Raw genomic sequence first — 20,729 nt, 5'->3', positions numbered from 1 at the left:
CCGCTGCTGGACGTGTTCGGGCGTGGCGGGGCGCTGAAGTCGTCCTGGTACGGCGACTGCCTGCCCTCCCGGGACTTCCCCATGCTGATCGACCTGCATCTGCAAGGCCGCCTGGATCTGGAGGCGTTCGTGACCGAGACCATCCAACTCGACGAGGTGGAGAAGGCGTTCGAGCGGATGCACCACGGCGACGTGCTGCGCTCGGTGGTGGTGCTGTGATGACCGCGCGCATCGAACGCCTCGTCACCTCCGGCCAGTTCAGCCTCGACGGCGGTACCTGGGACGTCGACAACAACGTCTGGATCGTCGGCGACGACCACGAGGTGATCGTCATCGACGCCGCCCATGACGCCGAGGCCATCGCGGCCGCCGTCGGGGACCGCCGGCTGACGGCCATCGTGTGCACCCACGCCCACAACGACCACATCGGCGCCGCTCCCGCCCTCGCGGACCTGACGGGCGCGACGATCTGGCTGCACCCCGACGATCTGCCGCTGTGGAAGCTGACCCACCCCGACCGCGAGCCCGACGCCCATCTGGCCGACGGCCAGGTCATCGAGGCCGCCGGCGCCGACCTCACCGTCCTGCACACGCCCGGGCACGCGCCCGGCGCGGTCTGCCTGCACGACCCCGGCCTCGGCGTGCTCTTCACCGGAGACACCCTCTTCCAGGGCGGCCCCGGCGCCACCGGCCGCTCCTACTCCCACTTCCCGACGATCATCACCTCGATCCGCGAGCGCCTCCTGACCCTCCCGCCCGAGACGAAGGTGCTCACCGGCCACGGCGACGCGACCACCATCGGCGCGGAGGCACCCCACCTGGAGGAGTGGATCGCGCGGGGCCACTAGGCAGGGCCCTTCGGCCGGCCCGACCCGGAGCCGCGGCGGCGGGGGCACCCGGGTGATCCCGCCGGAAAAGGCGACAGGAGATGTCCGGCTTCCGCGCGATCCTCGATGACGGCATCGACGGAACACGCACAGGAGGTCGGACATGTCGGGTCCGCTGGAAGGCAAGGTCGCGCTGGTCGCCGGGGCGACGCGGGGGGCGGGGCGGGGCATCGCCGTGGAGCTGGGGGCGGCCGGCGCCACCGTCTACGTCACCGGCCGCACCACCCGCGCCCGCCGCTCGGAGTACGACCGCCCCGAGACGATCGAGGACACCGCCGACCTGGTCACCGAGGCCGGCGGCCACGGGATCGCCGTACCCACCGACCACCTCGACCCCGCCCAGGTGCGCACGCTCGTCGACCGGATCGCCGACGAGCAGGGCCGTCTGGACGTCCTGGTCAACGACGTCTGGGGCGGTGAGCACCTCTTCGAGTGGGACACCCCCGTCTGGGAGCACGACCTCGACAACGGCCTGCGGCTGCTGCGGCTCGCGGTCGAGACGCACGCGATCACCAGCCACCACGCGCTGCCGCTCCTCCTGCGTCACCCCGGCGGACTGGTCGTCGAGATGACCGACGGCACCGCCGACTACAACCGGGACACCTACCGCAACTCCTTCTTCTACGACCTCGCCAAGGCGTCCGTCCTGCGCATGGCGTTCTCCCTCGGCCACGAACTCGGCCCGCGCGGCGCCACCGCCGTCGCCCTCACCCCCGGCTGGCTGCGCTCGGAGATCATGCTCGACACCTTCGGCGTCACCGAGGACAACTGGCGCGACGCCCTCGACCGCGTCCCGCACTTCGCCATCTCGGAGACACCCCGCTACGTCGGCCGCGCCGTCGCCGCCCTCGCCGCCGACCCCGATGTCTCCCGCTGGAACGGCCGGTCCCTGTCCAGCGGCGGCCTCGCCCCCGTCTACGGCTTCACCGACCTCGACGGCAGCCGCCCCGACGCCTGGCGCTACCTCGTCGAGGTCCAGGACGCGGGCAAGCCGGCGGACACGACGGGATACCGGTGAGGACCGCTCTCCCACCCGAGGCCCCGTCACTGTTCAGAGATACTCAACAGTCCGTGAAGATCTTTTCACTTGTCCTCCGAGGACCCCCTCGGGCAGCGTTCCTCCGTGCAGACCCCGACACCGCCCTCCTCGCCCTGGCACGTCCCCGACTTCCGCGTCCTGTTCTCCGCCACCGCGCTGAGCCAGCTCGGCACACACGTCAGCTACGTCGCCGTGCCCCTCGTCGCGGTGACCGCGCTCGACGCGAGCCCCGGGCAGGTGGGTGCCCTGGCCACGCTCGGCACCGTGGCGTTCCTGCTCATCGGGCTGCCGGCCGGGGTCTGGGTGGACCGGATGCGGCACAGTCGCCTCCTCGTCGGCGCGGACCTGTGCCGCGCCGTCCTGTTCGCGTCCGTGCCCGTGGCCTGGCAGCTCGACGCGCTCACCCTCGGCCACCTGTACGTGGTGGTGCTGCTCAACGGGTGCGCGACCGTGTTCTTCGACGTCGGCTCGCAGAGCTTCTTACCCCAACTGGTCGGCCGCTCGGCCCTCGTGCGGGCCAACGCGGCCGTGGTGGGCCTGCAGGCCATGGGCAACGTCGCCGGACGCGGCGCGGGCGGCGGACTCGTCCAGTTGCTCACCGCGCCCCTGGCCGTGCTCTGCGCGGCGGGCGCGTATCTCGCCTCCGCGCTCCAGCTCCTGGCTGTCCGGCACCAGCAGGCCGCGCCCCGCCCGCCGCGCGAGAGCCGGCTGGGCGAGCAGATCGCGGAGGGCGTCCGGCACGTCCTCGGCGACGCGGAACTGCGCGCGCTGGCGCTCACCGCCGCCCTCACCAACTTCGGCTCGCAGATCGTCACCACCATGCTGCCGATCCTCTTCGTCCGTGAACTCGGCCTCTCCGCAGGTGCGTTGGGCCTTTACTGGGGCGCGGGCGGTCTTGGTCTGCTGCTCGGCGCCTGGTGTGCCCGCCCGCTGGCGGGGCGCCTCGGGCACGGTCGTACGCTCGGCCTGGCCGGGCTGGTGCTGGCGCCCGCGGGACTGCTGGTGCCGCTGATCGGGCAGGGCCCCTGGCTGTGGATCGCGGGGGCGGGCTGGGTGCTGGCCCTGTTCAAGACCGGTGTGGACAACGTCCTCGGCGTGAGCCTGCGCCAGCGGATGACGCCGGACGCCCTGCTCGGCCGTATGAACGCCACGTTCCGGTTCCTGCTGACGGGGGCGCTGGCCGTCGGTGCCGCCGTGTCGGGTCTGCTGGGTGAACTGGTGGGGGTACGGGGGACGTTGTGGGTGGGCGGGGCCGTGCTCGCGGCCGCGTTCCTGCCGGTGTTCCTGTCCCCGGTCCGCACCCGCCGCGAACTCCCGGAACAACGGCAGGCTCACCCTGCGGAAGTGGACCTGGCGGACCGGAAGTTCACCGTTTCGTCACAGCTCGACCAGTACTACAACCGACGCCCCCGCCCGCCTGTCTAAGTTGACGAGACCGCACAACCGTGCCAGGGAGAGGGCGGACATGGGGGACATACGCAGACGAGGGGCAGTCGTGCTCGGGGTCACGGGGCTCGTCGCTCCACTGACACTCGCGCTGGGCGCGGCACCCGCGCAGGCCGCGAGTTGCACGACGCAGGCGGGGCCGTACCAGAAGCAGGTCGAGAAGTTCCTCGGCCGGCCCGTCGACGGCAGGCAGTCGACCGCCGACTGCAAGGCCATCCAGGCCTTCCAGAACAAGCACGGCATCAAGCCGAACATCGGCTACGCGGGGCCCGTCACCTGGGGCGTGATGGATCTCATGAACAAGCAGAAGGCGGTGGGCAACAAGCCCAACAAGGACGGCAGGTGCCCGACCAACAAGGGCCGCATCGCCTGCGTCAACCTCACCCTCCAGATCAGCTGGATCCAGGACGGCAGCAGGCTCGTCTACGGGCCCGTCCCGGTCCGCACCGGCCGCAACGGCTACGAGACCCGCACCGGTCTGAAGAAGATCTACTGGCGCAACATCGACCACGTCTCGAGCATCTACAACGTGCCCATGCCCTACAGCCAGTTCTTCGACGGCGGGCAGGCCTTCCACTCGGTCGGCGTCAGCATGTGGAACCCGCCGGGCTCGCACGGCTGCGTCAACATGACCACGACCGCCGCGAAGAAGTACTGGTCGCTGCTGAAGACCGGCGACGACGTCTTCGTGTACGGCCGCAAGCCGGGCACCTGACAGGGCGCGAACGGCAGATGAGCGGGCAGACGGACGTGATCAGTGACACGTCCGTTTTGTCCATTTAACTAGGGTATTACTCACGTCGCCTTCACCTCCGACATCGTAAGATTCACACCATGTCCACCACTGTTGAACCCCTCTCCGAGCGATCGGCCGAAGAGGTCAACGAGGAGATCCGGGCCCTGTGGCTCCGGTCGGGCGGGACACTGAGCGTCGAGCAGCGCGAGGAATACCAGCGGCTCGTCATGGAGTGGGCCGCCGCGGCCCCGCATCCGGTCGGGGCGGCCTGACAGCCGCCCGCCGGCGGGGCCGATCCGCATCGGAGCTCCGGCCCGGGGCACCCCCCAGCACATGGGTGCCCTTCTCGCACTGACCTCGGCCGTCCTCTACGGCCTCGTCGACTTCGCCGGCGGGATCCTCTCCCGCCGCACCCACTTCGCCACCGTCACCGTTCTCGGCCAGATCGGCGGCCTGCTGCTCGCCGCGGCGGCCGCCCTTCTCGTGCCCGCCGAGGCCGTTCACCGCACCGACCTGCTGTGGGGCGCCCTGTCGGGCGTCGGCAGCGGGGCCGCCATGCACTTCCTCAACCGGGGACTCAGCCGGGGCGCGATGAGCGTGGTCGTGCCCGTGAGCGCGGTCACGTCCGTCGCCCTGTCCGTCCTGTGCGGTGTCCTCCTTCTCGGTGACCGTCCCGGCGCCCTGGCCTGGGCCGGCATCGCCGTCACCGTGCCCGCGCTGTGGCTGGTCGCCGGCGGAGGAGCGGACGGTGCGGCCGGCGGCGGGGTGCGCGACGGGCTCCTCGCCAGCGCGGGCGTCGCCGTGCAGTACCTCGCGCTCGGTCAGGCGGGGACGGTGAGCGGGCTGTGGCCCCTGGCGGCCGGGCGGGTGGCCGCGGTGGCCGCCGTCGCCGTCCTGCTGCCGGGCGCGGTCCGCCGTACGCGATGGCCGGCGCCGCGACTCGGCGTGGCGGCCCTCGCGGTCGGCGCCGGGGCGGCCCTGGGGCTCGCCCTCTTCCAACTCGCCGCCCAACGCGAACTGCTGGCCGTCGCCGTGGTCATCGCCTCGCTCTACCCGGCGCTCCCCGTCGTCCTCGGACTGGCACTGCTGCACGAGCGGGTCACCGCAGGGCAGGCGGTGGGACTGGTGGGTGCGGCGGCGGCCACCGTGCTGCTGGCGGTCGGGTGACGCCACCACCGCCGTACGGCGCCTCACCCCCAGGTCGCCGAGTAGTACCGCTGGTAGGCCTTGCGGTCCTGCTCCGCCCGGATGTACCTGGTCGCGGCGAGCGCCACCAGGCTGCCCGCGATCACCAGCAGACCGGGGCCGACGTTCCGGGGGTCGGTGAGACGGGAGACGAGGGTCGCCCCGTCCACACCGCCCGTCACCGGAGTCGTCGAACCCGGGGTGGCCGCGCCCGGGGCGACCGAGGACTCCGACGGCGAGGACGAGGGCTGGGCGCCGCCGGACGGCGCGGGCGAGGCGCCGTTCTGCGCGATGTCGGACGGCGCGGCCACGATCAGCTGCACACCGAGCTGGGCCAGCGCCTTCGTCACCGGCTGGAAGTACGTCGTACCGCCCGCCGTGCAGTCGCCGCTGCCGCCCGAGGTGATGCCGAGCGCGATGCCTTCGGAGAACATCGGGCCACCGCTGTCGCCGGACTCGGCGCACACGTTCGTCTCGATCAGTCCGGAGACGGTGCCCTCCGGGTAGTTGACCGTCGCGTCGAGGCCCGTGACCTCGCCGTCGCGCAGCCCGGTCGTGCTGCCGCTGCGGAACACCCGCTGGCCGACGGCCGCGTCGCCCACGCCCGTGATCCGCACGCCGTTGCCGTCGCCGATGGCCACGATGTCGGCCCCCTGGCCGGCGTCCCCGCTCGCGTACTCCACCAGGGAGAAGTCACTCCCGGGGAAGGTGGAGTTGACCGTCTGGCCCACCTGCCGGTCGGCCTGGTTGTCCGCGAACCAGGCGGACCCGTTGGGCCCGCAGTGCCCGGCGGTGAGGATGAAGTCGCTCGACCCGTTGGTCACGTTGAAGCCCGCCGAACAGCGCCCGCCCGTCGACAGGATGGGCTGGGCGCCGTTGAGGCGGGTGGTGAAGGTGCCGGAGGTGCGCTCCATGCGGACGAAACTGCCGATGCCCGACGCGACCTTCGTCAGATCGGACCACTCGGCGGCCGACACCGTCTTGTCGCCCCGCACGACGATCTGGTTGGACTTGTAGTCCATCACCCACGCGGTGCCGGGGACCCTGGGCGCCGAACGCAGCGTCGCCGTCGCCGACTTCAGCTCGTTCATGCTGTGCCCGACGACCTTCGCCTCGGCGCCCGCCTCCCGGACCGTAGCGGCGGTCTTCTCGTCCGTGACAGCGACGACCGGACGCCCGTCGGAACCGATCCAGGTGCCCGCCGTCCGGGAGGTGCCGAGCTTCTTCACCAGGTTCACCCCGGTGCCCGCGACGGACTGCGCCGCATCGTCCGGCACCGCCGAGGTGGCGGGCGTCTCGCTCGCCATGGCCGCCTGCGTGACCATGACGCCTCCCAGGAGGAGTCCGCCGACGGCCGCCAGCCGTGTCACTCGCCGGACGATCCGTCGTCGTACGTGCCTCATGCATGGCTCCCGAAAACCCCGAACGCGCGGTCCCAACCCGCGGAGGCGCTCCGGTCGTTGAACGCCCTTACCTCCATACGTGCCGGGACCCCGCCGTGTTCACCCCGGGAGTGATCACCTCATGACTTGCGGGCCACCCCGCCGAACATGGCGACCTCCTCCGGCTCCGCGCCGCCGGTCGCCTCCGGCCGCCAGCGCGAGCAGGACACCACGCCCGGCTCCAGCAGGTCCAGGCCGTCGAAGAAACGGGCCACGTCCGCGGGGGTGCGCTGGGTCAGCTTCGGTGTGCCGTGCTCGTTCCAGAACTTCACGGCCTCGTCCACGTCCGGCATCGCCGGGGAGGTGATGGTGTGCGACAGCACCAGGTGGCTGCCCGAGGGCAGTTCGTCGACCAGCCGGCGCACCAGGCCGTACGGGTCCTCGTCGTCACCGATGAAGATGACCACGCCGAGCAGCATCAGCGCGACCGGCTGGCTGAAGTCCAGGGTCTTCGCGGCGTGCTCGAGGATCGCGTCGACGTTGCGCAGGTCCTCGTCGAGATAGTCGGTACGGCCTTCGGGCGTACTGGTGAGCAGGGCGCGGGCGTGCGCCAGGACCAGCGGGTCGTTGTCGACGTAGACGATCCGGGAGTCCGGGGCGGCCCGCTGGGCCACCTCGTGCGTGTTGTCCGCGGTGGGCAGGCCGGTGCCGATGTCGAGGAACTGGCGTATCCCGACGTCGGCCACCAGGTGGCGCACGGCACGGCCCAGGAAGAGGCGGTCGGCGCGGGCGTACTCACCGATGCCCGGGTGGAGCTGACGGATCTGGTCGCCGGCCGCGCGGTCGACCTCGTAGTTGTCCTTGCCGCCGAGCCAGTAGTTCCAGATGCGGGCGGTGTGCGGCTGGGTGGTGTTGATGCGCTCGCGCAGCGACTGCGCCGCCTCGTCCACGGCCGGCGGATTCTCGGTCACGGATCAGCTCCTGGGATGCCCGGTGCGGTGATGGTTCAGGTCAAGGAGCAATCTAGACGGCCGAGTTGATCCCCGTGCAACGTCCCCCGGTTTCCGTCGCCGGGCCCAGCCGGCCCCAGCTGCGCTCATCGCCCCAGACCGCCCGCGGGCCGGTGTACGGGCGCAGCAGCGTGGTGAGCGCCGGTTCGCCGAGGCCGTTCAGCTCGTCGGAGGCGATCTTGCGGGCGATCCCGGCGAGGAAGTCGGCGAGCTGCACGCGGGCGTCCTCCCGCGCGGCGACCAGGCGCACTCCGGCGAGCGCGATGCCCTGCCGGTGTGCCGTGTCCTCGATCCAGGCGATGCGGTCCGGGGTGAGCATGTTCTGCCGGTCGTGCGCGAGCAGGACCGGACGTCCGCCGGCGCTCCAGTGCGCGGCCGTGCGCACGACGGACGGAAGGAGCGGATTGAGCACCGGAACGAGCGGGGCCCGCCCGTCGTCGATCTCCGACCGGTAGGAAAGCGCGCGGGAACGGGCCGCCGCGAGCCGCTCCAGAATTCCCGCCGGCACCGATCCGGAATGCGCCCGGCGCAGCCGGTCGACCGTATGGAAGAAGTCCTCGACGGGTGCCTGGGCGCCCTCTGCCTGGCGCACCCGCAGCAATCGGTTGGCCGCCGTCAGGAACTCCCGCCATTCCGCGTCCCCGAAAGTCCGCCGGCCCTCGCGGAAAAGCGTCACGGCCGCATCCGGATCATCGAGCAGCAGGTCGACGGCCCGGTCCACGACGAAGAACGCCTTCTCCACGAGATGCACATGGGCGTGCCCGTACAGCGGCCCCTCGGGCGAGAGCAGCCATTCCAGAACGGCCCGGTGTTTCTCCCGCAGCAGATGGTTCGCCTTGTATTCCACGGCCGGTGAACGGATGCGATCGCGGATCTCCTGTACGTGCGCGGCAGCCGTTTCCACCGGCAGTCGCACACTGGCGTGCGCGAACACGAGCGTGTTGCCGCCGGTGAGGTTCTCCCCGTCCGATCCCGACTCGTCGCAGGCGACTTCCGCGATGTCGGTCACCTCCGCCACGGATGTCCCGTTCACGTGATCCCAGGTCACACCACAGCCCCCTATCTTGTGCCCATGACCAGGATCCCGCACGAAACGTCCGGCGAACCGAATCCCCTCCACGCCCTCACCCTCGACCGCCTCCGCTGTCGTACGAGCATGAAGTGGCGCACCTATCCCGAGGACGTCCTGCCGCTGTGGGTCGCGGAGATGGACGTGCCGCTCGCCGAGCCCGTCGTCCGCGCGGTCACCGACGCGCTGGCGCTCGGCGACACCGGCTACCCGGCGGGCACCGCCTACGCGGAGGCGCTGTCGGCGTTCGCCGCCAAGCGGTGGGGCTGGGCCGGGCTCGCGGTCGAGCGGACCGCGATCGTGCCCGATGTGATGCTGGGCGTCGTCGAGATGCTCAAGCTGGTGACCGGGCCCGGCGACCCGGTCGTCGTGAACCCGCCGGTGTATCCGCCGTTCTTCCAGTTCGTCGCGCACATGGACCGCCGGATCGCCGAGGCGCCGCTCGGCCCGGACGGACGGCTCGACCTCGGTGTGCTGGAGGAGACCTACCGGCGGGCCGTCGTGGGTGGCGGGCGCGCCGCCCATCTGCTGTGCAGTCCGCACAACCCGACCGGCACCGTGCACACCGCCGATGAACTCGCCGCCGTGGCGGCCCTCGCCGACCGGTACGGGGTCCGCGTGGTCGCCGACGAGATCCACGCACCGCTCACGGCCGCCGGCGTCGACTTCGTGCCCTACCTCAGCGTGCCCGGCGCGGACAGCGGCCTGTCGCTGATGTCGGCGTCGAAGGCGTGGAACCTGCCCGGCCTCAAGGCCGCTCTCGCCGTCGCGGGCCCCGCGGCCGCCGCCGACCTGGCCCTGCTGCCCGAGGAGGTCGGTCACGGCCCGAGCCACGTCGGGGTCCTCGCCCACACCGCCGCCCTGCGTGACGGCACGGCCTGGCTGGACGCCCTGCTGACCGGCCTGGACACCAACCGCCGCCTGCTCACCGACCTGCTGGCCGAGCACCTGCCCGGTGTCGTGTACCGCCCCGGCGAGGCCACCTACCTGGCCTGGCTCGACTGCCGGGCACTGAACCTCGGTGACGACCCGGCCCAGGTGTTCCTGGAACGCGGCCGGGTTGCCCTCAGCGCCGGGCCGGATTTCGGCACGGGCGGGGCGGGGCACGTACGGCTGAACCTGGCGACCTCGCCGGAGATCCTGACGGAGGGGGTACGACGGATGGCGGCAGCGGTGCGCTGACGTCCGGGGTCAGGTGACGTCGCCCTTCCGGTACGAGCTGTGCCCGCGCAGGTGGTGACCGGGGAGGCACTGCCTAGACTGCCTGACATGGACGCAACGGCGCTCGACACGCTGGCGGCGGGCAAGTACCTGCTGATCACCAGCTACCGCAAGAACGGGACCCCCGTCGCCACCCCGGTGTGGGTGGTGCGGGACGGGGACACGCTCGGGGTCTGGACGGCCGCCGACTCCTGGAAGGTCAAGCGCATCCGAGCCCGTGGCGACGTCCTCGTCGGCCCCTGCGACCTGCGGGGCCGGCCGACCGGCAAGCAGATACCGGCCACCGCCGAGATCTGCGACCCGGAGACCACCGCCCGCTACCGCACGCTCATCGCCCGCAAGTACGGCCTCACCGGACGCCTCACCCTCCTCGGCAGCCGGCTGCGCAGAGGCCTGGACGGGACGGTCGGCATCCGCGTCACGCTGTGACACGACAACGAGCGGACGGAAACGGGGCACGGACCGACCGGCCCGTGCCCCGTCCTCACAGCCGGGTCACGACGCGTCCAGCACCGTGCCCGTCATGACCGGCGTGCCGGGCTTGGGCTCGCCCTCCCAGTCGGTCACCTCCAGCCGCACCGACTCCGCCGGCTCGGTCACCTGGTCGGTCACCGTCGGCACGGTCAGGTCGACACTGCTGTTGCCGGCCCTGATGTCCACCGACAGCCAGAAGTCGAGCGCGGACAGCGCCCGCTCCGGGTCGGGCTTCTCTCCGGTGAACTCGTCCAGCCAGCGCGGGTCGACGTCCTTGGTGGACAGCTCCGCGCCCTCGGTGACGGGCCGCACCGCGACGGGGTACCACAGGTCCACGGCGGGCGCCTCGGACAGCGACACGCGCCAGGTCAGTGCCTGCCCCTCGGTCACCCGGTCCGCGACCGGCGTCACGCTGATCGTGGGCTCGGGGTCGTCGTTCTCCGCGGTGACGCCGCCCCGGTGCGAGCCGACGACGGCGTTGTGCACCGCCTTGACGACGATGTCGTTCTGCACGTCGTACGCGAAGCGCGTGTCGCCCTTCACCTCGACCGGTACGTCGATGGCGTTGCTGCCGGGCCGTACCGTGACCAGCTTGTCCTTGCCGAGCCCGGTGGCCGGGTCGAGGACGTAGACGCGGACCTGGCCGGTGCCCTTCCCGGAGATCCTGACCGGGACCCGGTAGGTGCGGGTGCCGGAGTCGCCCTCCTTGACGGTCGTACGGCCGACGTCGACGCGCGGCAGGGCCGCCGTCTTCACCGCCGGGGTGCCGGGAGCCCAGCCCCAGGCGTCCATCAGCCAGGCCTGGCCGGATCCCGAACGCGGCGTCATTTCCAGGGACTTGACGTGCTTCAGGTCGAGCCTCGCCCGGGTCGCGGCGGTCAGCGGGACGCGGACCTCGCGCGCCCAGTAGGAGGCGGTGCGCTCGCTGCCCGGCAGCCCGTCCACCTGGACCCGGCCGAGCGTGGCCCGGCGTCCGGAGGTGTCGGTGACGGAGACGTCGAGCTTCGTGCCGGTCGTGTTCGGCGGCACGAAGACACGCAGCGCCAGATCCTTGGAACCGGAGAGCGAGAGCGGCTTCGCCGGGCTGACGCGGGCCGCGGTACCCGGAGACGACCACTTCAGCGCGACCGCCCGGCGGCCGGTCTCCCGTTCCGTCTCCCACCACGCGAAGTGCGGTGAGGACCCGCCGGTCTCCCGGTCCAGGCAGGAGACGGCCGGGTCGGGGTCGATCGCCGAGCACAGCTTGGCGCCGCTCACCTTCACCGGGCCGTCCGGCAGGAAGCCGGCACCCCGGCGCGCGCCGACCGCGTGGGTCAGGACCCGGGCCGGGTCCGCGGAGGGGGCCCGCTTGCCCGTGCCGTCGAGCAGCGGACGCACCTTGTCGTCCCCGCCGACGAACAGCCGGGCCGCGGCGGCGATGTAGGTGGCGCCCGCCTTGTGCTGCTGGTCGGCGGTCAACCGGGTCGCGGTGCCCGTCGAGCACACCGGGTCGCGCTGCTCCTCGTCCTCCCAGAAGTCGTCCCAGGAGGGCGCCTCGGACGTGCCCGGGGTCCACTCGCTGTTGAAGAAGTTGTGGTTGGCGCCGACCATGTAGACGGCGCTGTGCAGCGCGGTGCCGTTGCTGATGCCGCGTGTCCCGTCGACGTACACCTCGCCCTGGAGGTCGGAGACGTCGCCGTCGCAGCCCGGCAGGATCGTCGCCGACGGAACGTCGGCGACCGGATTCTGGCCGAAGACCGTCGGTCCGATGAGGACGGTGCCGCGGATCTTCCAGCGGACCGGGCCCTTGTAGCCGTCCTGGGCGGCGGGCGCCGGGTAGAGGCTGTCCATGGCGGCCCGGTTGACGCCCTCACCGCCGCGCGAGTGGCCCACGAGCAGGACACGCGAGAGGTCGGCCTTCGGCGCCTTGCGGACGGCGGCCGGGGCGGAGGCCGGCTGGGAGGCCCAGCCGGCCCAGCGGGCGAGGTGCTGCCGGACCAGCGAGGAGCGGGCCTGGGCACCGCCGTCCTCGGCCGCGAAGTCCTGGCCGTTGATGCCGTTCGCCGAGATCGACACCGTGACATAGCCCTGGGAGGCCAGCAGCTTCTGGTCCTGCAGGTAGCCCTTGTAACTGGGGATGGACTTCGTGCCGGTCGGGCAGGGCCACTCACCGGACGCGTACTCGTCGTCGCCCGGCTTGTAGCAGGTCGAGTGGCGGCCGTGCAGGAACAGCGCGAGCGGCCGCTTGCCGATGGCTCCGGCGGGCGCCACCACGACCGCCTGCATCTCCACGGGGGCGGAGAAACCGGGCAGCTTCACCGGGTCGAGGGTGTACTCGCCGGTGACTGTGCGGTACGAGCCGGGCTTGCCGGGGTCGACCGCGTTCGCCGGGGCCTGGGCCGCGGGCCGGCCGGCGATCGAACTCCGGTCACCGGAAGGGGAGGTGTCGGCGGGCGCGTCCAAACGGCGCCCGCCCGCCCGTACTTGCAGGTCCTTCAGGGGCGCGTTGCCGGCGTCCTCGAGCGCGAGCCGGAAGGTGCGGCCGTCCTTCGCCGCCTTCGGTACGCCGAGCAGGCGGTTCGCCGCGTGGAACTCCACCCGGGCGTCGCCCATGGGCACGGGCGTGGCCGACCGCCACACCAGTTCGCGCGCGTTGCCCTCGCCGGTGACGCGCCACCCCGGCGGCAGCGCGCTGTCGGCGGAGTTGGTCAACGGTCTTGTCTCGGACGGTTGCTGAGCTTGTGCCAGTCCCGGTGTTCCCGCCAGGGCCGCGAGCGCGGCCACGGCGGTGACACCTATTCGCCGGGCACGGATCAAGGGTCCACTCCTCACCACTTGGAGCGCGGGAGCCCCGTCCGTACCGGGAGCCCCTCGCGCTACCAAGGAGGCGAAAGGGGACCTGTGGGTTGCCTGTGGTGGGGAACCGAGTCGGAGGACCGCAAGGATCCGGTCACCGGGACTGGCGCGCGGGCCTTCGGGAAAGGCCACCCCCATGAGCCGAACTCCCCCTCTCCGCACGGCCGTCGTCGGCACCGGACACCGCGCCCAGACCTTCACCCGGGACCTCGCCGCCCGCCCCGGCCACCGCGTCGCCGCCCTCTGCGACCCCAGCCCGACCCGTATGGCCTTCCACAACAGGCTGCTGGCCGAGTCCGGCGAGCCGCCCGCCACCACCTGGGAGCCGGAGCACTTCACCGACCTGCTCGCCAAGGAGGGCATCGACGAGGTCGTCGTCACCACCGTCGACGCCGAGCACGACCGCTACATCGTCCCGGCCCTCGAGGCGGGCTGCCGCGTGGTCACCGAGAAGCCGATGACCGTAGACGCGACCCGCTGCGCCCGCATCCTCGACACCGTCCGCGCGACCGGCAACTCCCTCACCGTGGCCTTCAACTACCGCTTCAACCCGGTCCACGAGAAGGTGCGCGCCCTGCTCGCCGAAGGCGCGGTCGGCGAGATCCTCTCCGTCCACTTCGAGTGGCTGCTCGACACCCGGCACGGCGCCGACTACTTCCGCCGCTGGCACCGCGAGAAGCGGCACAGCGGCGGGCTCATGGTGCACAAGGCGAGCCACCACTTCGACCTCGTCAACTGGTGGCTCGCCGACACACCGGCCGAGGTCTTCGGCTACGGCCGGCTCGCCTTCTACGGCCCCGAGGCGGGCGCCCGGCACGGCCTGCGCCGCGACTACGACCGCGCCCACGGCGCCGAGGCGGCCGCCGACGACCCGTTCGCGCTGGACCTGGCGGCCGACGCGACGCTCAGCGCCCTCTACCTCGACGCCGAGCGGGACGACGGCTACCACCGGGACCGCAACGTCTTCGGCGGCCCCGTCACCATCGAGGACGACATGGCGGTGCTGGTGCGCTACGCACGGGGCGCGACGATGACGTACCACCTCACCGCGTACTCGCCGTGGGAGGGCTACCGGGTCATGGTCAACGGCAGCGCCGGGCGGCTGGAGCTGGAGGTGGAGGAGAGCCGCTGGCAGGCGCCCCGGACCCGGATCACCTCGACGCGCGGCGCGCTGCACGGGGACACGGCGGCCGAGCACGCGGGCGGAGTGCGGCTGACGCTGCGGCCGTTGTGGCAGCCGCCGGTGGACGTCCCGGTCGCCGTCGCGCACGAGGCGCACGGCGGGGGAGACACCCGGATGCTCGACGCGCTCTTCGGCGGGGCCGGGGCGGAAGCCGGGATGGCCGGCCGTCCCACCGCCACCGAACACGACGGCGCGCTCGCCCTGGCCGTCGGCCTCGCCGCCAACCGGTGCTTCGAGACGGGTGAGCCGGTGCGGATCGACGACCTGGTCCCCGGCCTGGGGGCGCAGGTCACCTGACGGCAGATGTCAGTGCCAGGCCCGGTACGGCTCGTCGACGAGCTGGAAGACCGGCTCGCCCCGGACCGGGTCCTTGGCCGTGGACAGCCGGACGCGGTCACCGCTGTGGATGCCGATGGGCGGGCCCATGACCCGGCCGCGCACCACGAACCCCTCCGCCATCTCGATGAGGGACACGTTACGGGCGGAGGGGGTGTTGCGGTGCACCACCGTGGAGTGGCGGACCGTGCCCGTGCCCTCGCTGCGCTCCGTGCGCAGGTCGCTGCCCTGGCACACCGGACACAGCAGCCGGTGGTACATGGCGGTGCCGCACCAGGTGCAGCGCTGGAAGTGGATCGCCTCCGTGTCCGTGGTGCCCCGGTCGAGGACGCCCGCCGGGGAGCCCGCTGCCTGCTGTACGGCGCTTCCTGAGTGGTGGTACACGCTGGTCAACTCCCTGCACTCGGCCGGAATCCCACGTGCGCGGCTCACCCGTGCACGGACGTGCGCGGTTCACCGTGCCACCGTGCACGGCCCCAGGGTATGGCACTCAGTGCCACAGGTAAAGGCACTGCGTACCCCCAAATCTGCGGACGCGGCAAACCGCCGGTGGGACTCGGGTCCGGCCTGTCCGGCTCAGTCCCGCCCGAGCGTCGTCTCGATCTCCTGCACCACCCGCCACAGGGGCGCCCCGCGCCGGGACACGACCACGACCACGTCCTCCGGGTGCTCCTCGGCCGGGGCCGCGGGCGGCGCGCCGAACGCCGACTGCACGTACCCCAGCGCGTGGTCCACCGCCGCGCTCGCGTCGCCCTGACCGTCCGAACGCAGCCAGGAACGCAGGGCGTTGTTGTGCGCGGCGACCACGGCGGCCGCGATGACGTCGGCCCGGAGGTTCCCGTCGCGCCGGCCGGCGAAGCGGCCCCGCAGGTACTCGGCGAGGGCCCGCTCATAGCGCCACACCACCGACAGCTCGTACGCCCGCAGCCCCGGCACCTGCTTGGTGAGCCGGTAGCGCTGCACGGAGAAGGAGGGGTTCTCTGCGTACATCAGCAGCACCAGGCGGGCGGCGTCGCACACCCGGCGCACCGGCTCGTGAGCGGCGTCGCTCGCGGCGAGGAAGGCGGTCATGTCGGCCAGGCACCGCTCGTGGTCGGGGAAGACCACGTCCTCCTTGGACGGGAAGTAGCGGAAGAAGGACCGCCGGCCGACGCCCGCGAGGGCCACGATGTCGTCGACGGTGGTCTGTTCGTAGCCCCGCTCCAGGAACAACTGGAAGGCCGCCGCGACCAGGGCGTCCCGCATCGAGGGCTTCGCGGACGCCGTCTCCGTGCTGTCACTGGAGCTCATGGCAGGGAACGTAACACCTGAGCGGCGGCCGATGGCACTCAGTTCCCTCCGAGCGGGGAACTGAGTGCCTCCTCCTGCCGGCATCAGGCGTGCGGCGGTACCTTCAGGACGTCGTCGGCCGTCAGAGCCGCTCGGCCGCCTCCACCACGTTGGTCAGCAGCATCGCCCGCGTCATCGGGCCCACCCCGCCGATCGGCGGCGCGAACGACCCGGCGACGTCGCTGACGTCCGGGTGGACGTCACCGAGGATGCCCTCGACCGTGCGCGTGAGGCCGACGGACAGCACGGTCGCGCCCGGCTTGATCCAGTCCGGCGTCACCAGGTGCGCCACACCGGCGGCCGCCACGACCACGTCCGCCACGCGTGCGTGCGCGGCCGTGTCCTGGGTGGCCTCGTGGCACAGGGTCACGGTGGCGTGCTCGGTGGCGCGGGTCAGCATCAGGCCCAGAGGACGGCCCACCGTGACACCGCAGCCGATGACACAGAACTGCTGGCCGGTGATCGGGACGTGGTTGCGGCGCAGCAGGTCGATGATGCCGCGCGGGGTGCAGGGCAGCGGCGCCGGGATGCCCAGCACCAGACGGCCCAGGTTCGCCGGGTGCAGACCGTCGGCGTCCTTGACCGGGTCGATCAGCTCCAGCACGGCATGGGTGTCGATGTGGGCGGGCAGCGGCAGCTGCACGATGAACCCCGTGCACGCCGGGTCCGCGTTCAGCCGCAGCACCGCGGCCTCGACATCGGCCTGGGAGGCGTCGGCGGGCAGCTCGACACGGATCGAGGCGATGCCGACCTGGGCGCAGTCACGGTGCTTGCCGCCGACGTAGGAACGGCTGCCCGGGTCGTCGCCGACCAGGATCGTGCCGAGCCCCGGGGTGATGCCGCGCTCCTTCAACGCCTGCACACGGAGGGCGAGTTCGCTCTTGATGTCGGCCGCTGCGGCCTTGCCGTCGAGCAGTGTTGCGGTGGTCACGGGAGTCGCGAGCCCTTCAGGAGAACAGGAGAGGACGACGGTCCGGAACCGGTCGTACGATCCGATCCACGGCCCTGTCATCGTACGTGCCGCCCGTCCCGCGTCCGCCGGGAGTCCCGCCCGCCGCAGATCTCACGTCCGGGGCCGGCGCCCACTGCGGCGCGGCGCCGGTTCCGCGCCGTCGAGCAGGGCGCGGCGGCGCTCCTCGCCGTGCTCCTCGACCTGGAGCACGATCCGGCGCAGCGAGTGCGCGAGGGTGCGGCACTCGTCGTCGGAGAGCTGCGTGGTGTCGGGATCCCGCCGAGCTTCGCCGAGGCGAGCCTCTCGGCCTCGGTGAGGGAACGCCGGCCGGGCACGGGCGGCTCCTTCGCATCGCTTCCCTGGGAGCCCGTCGAGGGCCCGGTCGTTCGGCTTCAAACGGTACGGAGGTCAGGACCTGGCGCGGGATCCGCCCGCACCCGGCTGAACCCCGCCGCCCGTCGGCACGTATCTCTCCCCGGGGACAACGGGACGGAGGGAGACCAGGGTGCCGACACCGGCCGAACCCGGACAACCGCACGAACGCCCGGTCCTGGAACCCATCCGGGTCCTCAGGCCGCGCAACACCGACGCCCTCGCGGAGCTGTTCCGCGAGATGACGCAGGAGACCGGACCCTACGAAGCCGTCCGCCTGCCGACCGGGCAGCCGGGCACCGAGGCGGACACCCAGGAACTTCCGCCGGTCGGCCGCAGGAGGCCGCCCGCGGAACGGGGCGGCGGGGTGCACCGCGTCGCCGTCGCTGCGGTCGCCGTCCTCGCGGCGGCGCTGCTCGGCTTCGCCTGCGCCCTCCTGCTGCCGGGCCGCGGCGGTCAGGCGGCCGCGCAGACACCCCCGGCCACCACCCCCGCTCCGGCCACCACCCCGCCGGCCGCCACGACCGACCCCGACGGCCCCGGCACCCTCCGCGAGGGCGCCACCGGCCCCGAGGTCATCGACCTCCAGCAACGCCTGCGCCGCATCCCCAACGTCTACGACGACGGCGCCACCGACGGCCGCTACGACACCGTCCTCACCGAGGCCGTGGCCCGCTTCCAGCTCTGGTACGGCATCCGGGGCGACGAGACCGGCGTCTACGGCGACGACACGCGCCGCGATCTGGAGTCCCGCACCGGCTGACGGGATGACGCCCAGTGCGTCCAGGGCCTGTCCGGCAGATCACGCTCCTCCACGCTCGAACAACCTCGCACGGGGGCACCCCCACCGCCCCGCTCACCCGCGTCGACGAGTCATCGCCGGTTTCCTGCGGCCTGATCCGCCGGACAGCACACCTAGTCCGTCGCCAGGTCACCGTCGTCGGGGACCTGGATGTCGAGCACGCACACATCGTCCCGCCGCTCGGGCTCCAGCAGCGCGCCGAGCAGCCGGGCCAGGGGAGCCAGGCCGGCCACGGCGGGCTGTGTGGCGGCCCGGGAGAGCCGCTCCAGGCCCCGGTCGATGCTCTCCGCGGGCCGCTCGACCAGCCCGTCGGTGTACAGCACCAGCCGGTCGCCGGGGGCGAGGCGGCACTCCGCCTCCTCGTAGCGCGGGGTGTCCGTGGCGCCGAGCAGCACGCCGAAGGGACGCGCGAGGTAGCGGGCCTCGCCGTCGCGCAGCAGCAGCGGCGGCGGATGGCCCGCCTGCGCCCACACCAGCCGCCGCTCGCGCGGGGTATAGCGGGCCAGGACCATGGTCGCGGTGCCGTGCGGGTCACGGGAGTGCAGCAACAGTGCGTTGAGCCGGACGAGCGCCCCCGTCAGCGACGACCCCGTGATGACCATTCCCTTGGCGGTGAAGCGCAGCAGGGCCATCGCGGCGACGGCGTCCATGCCGTGCCCGGCGACGTCGCCCACCACGAACAGGGCGTCTCCGTCGGGCAGTTCGATGGCGCTGAACCAGTCGCCGCCGACGTTGAGCCCGGACTGCGCCGGCAGGTAGGCGATGTCGACACGCAGCCCGGCCAGCCGGACGGGCTTCTTCGGCAGCGGCAGCAGCGCGTCCTGGAGCCGGGCCGCCACCGTCCGCTCGGCCTGCAGCACACCGTGCTGGGTGAGGATGGCCCGCTCGCTGGCGACGAGGGCGAGTTCGGCGTTGCGCTGCGTGGTCAGGTCCTGGACGAAGCCGTGCACCTCGACGGGCGTGCCGTGGACATCGGCGACCGCCTCGGCGACCGCCCGCAGATGACGGACGCCGGTACGGGTGACGATCCGGAACGGCACGTCGAACGGCCGCCCCTCCCGCACCAGGTCCCCGATGGCGCGGGTGAGCGTCGGAATCTCCTCCGGCAGCGCCAGGCCCGGGAGTTGGGCGAGGGGCACGGCACCCCGCGCGGGATCCCGGTCGAAGATGGCGAAGACCTGGGAGGACCAGTTCGCCTCGCCCGTGACCAGGTTCCAGTTCGCCCAGCCCAGATTGCCCAGCCGCTGCACGTCGGCGAGCCGCTGCTCCTGCCGGTCCGAGGGGTCGTGCCGGATCCAGCTGAGGACCAGCCCGTCACCCAGCCGCGCCACCCGCGCCGAATACGTCGACAACTCGCTGACCCCGTCCACCACTTGCTGCCCGGCGAACGGCTCGCTCTCGTACGGCTGTCCGGAGACCAACGCGGCCAGACAGCCCTGCCACAGCGGCTCGTCGGCCACGGTCGGCCAGCACTCCAGGAAGCGCAGTCCGACCAGTTCACGGCCGGTGCGGCCGACGGTGTCGGACGTGTCGGCGGTCGCGGCGTCGATCCGGAAGTCCTCGACCCGGCCGGAGGCGGTGCGCAGCGGGGTGAGCAGGACCGCGGCGACCGGCAGGCGGTCGAAGACCGTCTGCACGGCGTCCGCGGCCGCGCCGATCGCGGGGTCCTGCCGGGGGCCGAACATGCGCAGCGGGCCCGCGCACAACCGGGCGGCGGCCAGCAGCCGTTGACGGACTTCGGGGGTGAACGGGCCCTCGCGACGCCGGAGTATCCCGAGGGCGACGTCGGCCGGCTTCCCGGTCGTCACCGGCAGCCAGGCCCGGGTCGGCCACTGCTCGGGCGGATTCCCTATCAGCAGATACCGCTTCCCGGCCTCCTGGAGGTCCTCCAGCCAGTACGCCTGCCCGGCATTGAGGGCGTCCAGCGCGGCGATCCCGCTCAGCGGCGGCACGCGGGCCCACTGGTCGGCCAGTGTGTCGTCGATGCCGGCGTGCCCGACGAGTTCCAGGCCGCCGGAGGGCAGCCGCGCGAAGAGCAGCACCGCGTCGGCGCCGGTCTCGGGGGCGAGATGGTCCAGCAGACAGCGGGCCAGGTCCTGCGGACTGCCGACACGCACGAGCGCCTGAGCCAGCCGGCCGAGGGACACGGCATCGGCCTCCGCCGACTCCGGGCGGGCGTCCGGACCGGCGCCGGTGACGACGTACGACGAGGGCGCCTCGGAGGCCGTACGGGCCGGGGAACCCAGGGCGCCGAGGGTGAGCCAGCACTCCTCGAGCAGGGTCCGCCGCGCGTCCTGCGCCCGCTGCTGCAACTCCTCCTGCGCGGCGTCCGGGGGGCACCCGGTCTGCGCCATCACGGCGCCCTTGGCCCGCTCCAGCACGGCCGAGGTGGCCGCCAGGTCCTGCAGCCGGTCCATCTCGGCGCGCTGGCGCGCCACGACTCTGGTCAGGGCGGCCATGTCGGGCACGGC

18 protein-coding genes and 2 pseudogenes are annotated in these 20,729 nt (G+C 72.6%); 11 read left to right on the top strand and 9 right to left on the bottom strand.

Going from position 1 to position 20,729, the window contains the following annotated elements:
• From IE263_RS14600 to IE263_RS14570, 7 genes and pseudogenes are all read left to right on the top strand, one after another.
• Nucleotides 1-219, top strand: a pseudogene (locus IE263_RS14600) (S-(hydroxymethyl)mycothiol dehydrogenase); the annotation flags it as partial.
• The gene (locus tag IE263_RS14595) at nt 219-848 is read left to right on the top strand and encodes an MBL fold metallo-hydrolase (protein ID WP_189936252.1); all 630 of its coding nucleotides are present in this window, start codon (nt 219-221) and stop codon (nt 846-848) included. The pseudogene IE263_RS14600 and the gene IE263_RS14595, both read left to right, overlap by 1 nt.
• Nucleotides 849-990: 142 nt before the next feature.
• Nucleotides 991-1,905, top strand: coding sequence for an SDR family oxidoreductase (locus tag IE263_RS14590; RefSeq protein WP_189936250.1), 915 nt, complete (start codon nt 991-993; stop codon nt 1,903-1,905).
• 105 nt (nt 1,906-2,010) lie between these two features.
• Nucleotides 2,011-3,351 carry an MFS transporter gene (locus IE263_RS14585; RefSeq protein ID WP_189936248.1) on the top strand — a complete coding sequence of 447 codons (1,341 nt, stop codon included), beginning with the start codon at nt 2,011-2,013 and terminating at the stop codon, nt 3,349-3,351.
• Nucleotides 3,352-3,391: 40 nt separating this feature from the next.
• Nucleotides 3,392-4,087: a L,D-transpeptidase family protein gene (locus IE263_RS14580; protein WP_189936246.1), complete on the top strand. Its 696-nt coding sequence runs from the start codon at nt 3,392-3,394 to the stop codon at nt 4,085-4,087.
• 119 nt (nt 4,088-4,206) lie between these two features.
• Nucleotides 4,207-4,380 (top strand): hypothetical protein, encoded by a 174-nt coding sequence (locus tag IE263_RS14575; RefSeq protein WP_189936244.1) that lies wholly within the window; start codon nt 4,207-4,209, stop codon nt 4,378-4,380.
• 61 nt (nt 4,381-4,441) lie between these two features.
• Nucleotides 4,442-5,275 carry an EamA family transporter gene (locus tag IE263_RS14570; RefSeq protein WP_189936242.1) on the top strand — a complete coding sequence of 278 codons (834 nt, stop codon included), beginning with the start codon at nt 4,442-4,444 and terminating at the stop codon, nt 5,273-5,275.
• Between the two features lie 23 nt (nt 5,276-5,298).
• On the opposite strand, the gene IE263_RS14565 is transcribed toward IE263_RS14570, so the two are convergent.
• The 3 genes from IE263_RS14565 to IE263_RS14555 form a co-directional block, all read right to left on the bottom strand.
• A complete protein-coding gene (locus tag IE263_RS14565; protein ID WP_189936240.1) occupies nt 5,299-6,696 on the bottom strand; it encodes a S1 family peptidase in 1,398 nt (465 codons plus the stop codon).
• Between the two features lie 119 nt (nt 6,697-6,815).
• Entirely contained in the window at nt 6,816-7,646 is an 831-nt protein-coding gene (locus tag IE263_RS14560) for an SAM-dependent methyltransferase (RefSeq protein WP_189936238.1), read from the bottom strand.
• 52 nt (nt 7,647-7,698) lie between these two features.
• On the bottom strand, nt 7,699-8,718 hold the full coding sequence (locus tag IE263_RS14555; RefSeq protein ID WP_229910978.1) for a hypothetical protein: 1,020 nt from the start codon (nt 8,716-8,718) through the stop codon (nt 7,699-7,701).
• A gap of 39 nt (nt 8,719-8,757) precedes the next feature.
• Between IE263_RS14555 and IE263_RS14550 the strand changes: the two genes are divergently transcribed.
• The gene (locus IE263_RS14550; protein WP_189936235.1) at nt 8,758-9,936 is read left to right on the top strand and encodes a MalY/PatB family protein; all 1,179 of its coding nucleotides are present in this window, start codon (nt 8,758-8,760) and stop codon (nt 9,934-9,936) included.
• An 87-nt stretch (nt 9,937-10,023) separates the two neighbouring features.
• Nucleotides 10,024-10,404, top strand: a complete 381-nt coding sequence (locus IE263_RS14545; protein WP_189936233.1) for a PPOX class F420-dependent oxidoreductase — start codon at nt 10,024-10,026, stop codon at nt 10,402-10,404.
• Nucleotides 10,405-10,470: 66 nt separating this feature from the next.
• On the opposite strand, the gene IE263_RS14540 is transcribed toward IE263_RS14545, so the two are convergent.
• Entirely contained in the window at nt 10,471-13,245 is a 2,775-nt protein-coding gene (locus IE263_RS14540) for a hypothetical protein (RefSeq protein WP_189936231.1), read from the bottom strand.
• A gap of 175 nt (nt 13,246-13,420) precedes the next feature.
• Between IE263_RS14540 and IE263_RS14535 the strand changes: the two genes are divergently transcribed.
• Nucleotides 13,421-14,764, top strand: a complete 1,344-nt coding sequence (locus tag IE263_RS14535) for a Gfo/Idh/MocA family protein (protein WP_189936230.1) — start codon at nt 13,421-13,423, stop codon at nt 14,762-14,764.
• 9 nt (nt 14,765-14,773) lie between these two features.
• Here IE263_RS14535 and IE263_RS14530 read toward each other — a convergent pair whose 3' ends face one another.
• The 4 genes and pseudogenes from IE263_RS14530 to IE263_RS14515 all read right to left on the bottom strand — a co-directional run.
• The gene (locus IE263_RS14530; protein ID WP_189936228.1) at nt 14,774-15,187 is read right to left on the bottom strand and encodes a Zn-ribbon domain-containing OB-fold protein; all 414 of its coding nucleotides are present in this window, start codon (nt 15,185-15,187) and stop codon (nt 14,774-14,776) included.
• A 192-nt stretch (nt 15,188-15,379) separates the two neighbouring features.
• Nucleotides 15,380-16,048 carry a TetR family transcriptional regulator gene (locus tag IE263_RS14525; protein ID WP_189936322.1) on the bottom strand — a complete coding sequence of 223 codons (669 nt, stop codon included), beginning with the start codon at nt 16,046-16,048 and terminating at the stop codon, nt 15,380-15,382.
• Nucleotides 16,049-16,214: 166 nt separating this feature from the next.
• Nucleotides 16,215-17,063, bottom strand: a complete 849-nt coding sequence (locus IE263_RS14520; protein ID WP_189936226.1) for a bifunctional methylenetetrahydrofolate dehydrogenase/methenyltetrahydrofolate cyclohydrolase — start codon at nt 17,061-17,063, stop codon at nt 16,215-16,217.
• Between the two features lie 132 nt (nt 17,064-17,195).
• Nucleotides 17,196-17,351, bottom strand: a pseudogene (locus IE263_RS14515) (MarR family winged helix-turn-helix transcriptional regulator); the annotation flags it as partial.
• 238 nt (nt 17,352-17,589) lie between these two features.
• Between IE263_RS14515 and IE263_RS14510 the strand changes: the two are divergent.
• Nucleotides 17,590-18,219 (top strand): peptidoglycan-binding domain-containing protein, encoded by a 630-nt coding sequence (locus IE263_RS14510; protein WP_189936224.1) that lies wholly within the window; start codon nt 17,590-17,592, stop codon nt 18,217-18,219.
• Nucleotides 18,220-18,371: 152 nt separating this feature from the next.
• Here IE263_RS14510 and IE263_RS14505 read toward each other — a convergent pair whose 3' ends face one another.
• Nucleotides 18,372-20,717, bottom strand: coding sequence for a SpoIIE family protein phosphatase (locus tag IE263_RS14505; protein ID WP_189936320.1), 2,346 nt, complete (start codon nt 20,715-20,717; stop codon nt 18,372-18,374).
• Nucleotides 20,718-20,729 lie beyond the last annotated feature (12 nt).

The organism is Streptomyces aurantiogriseus, from assembly GCF_014649375.1.
GTDB lineage: Bacteria > Actinomycetota > Actinomycetes > Streptomycetales > Streptomycetaceae > Streptomyces > Streptomyces aurantiogriseus.
The sequence above is the reverse complement of the archived record's forward strand: the minus strand, read 5'-3'. Positions and strand labels throughout refer to the sequence as shown.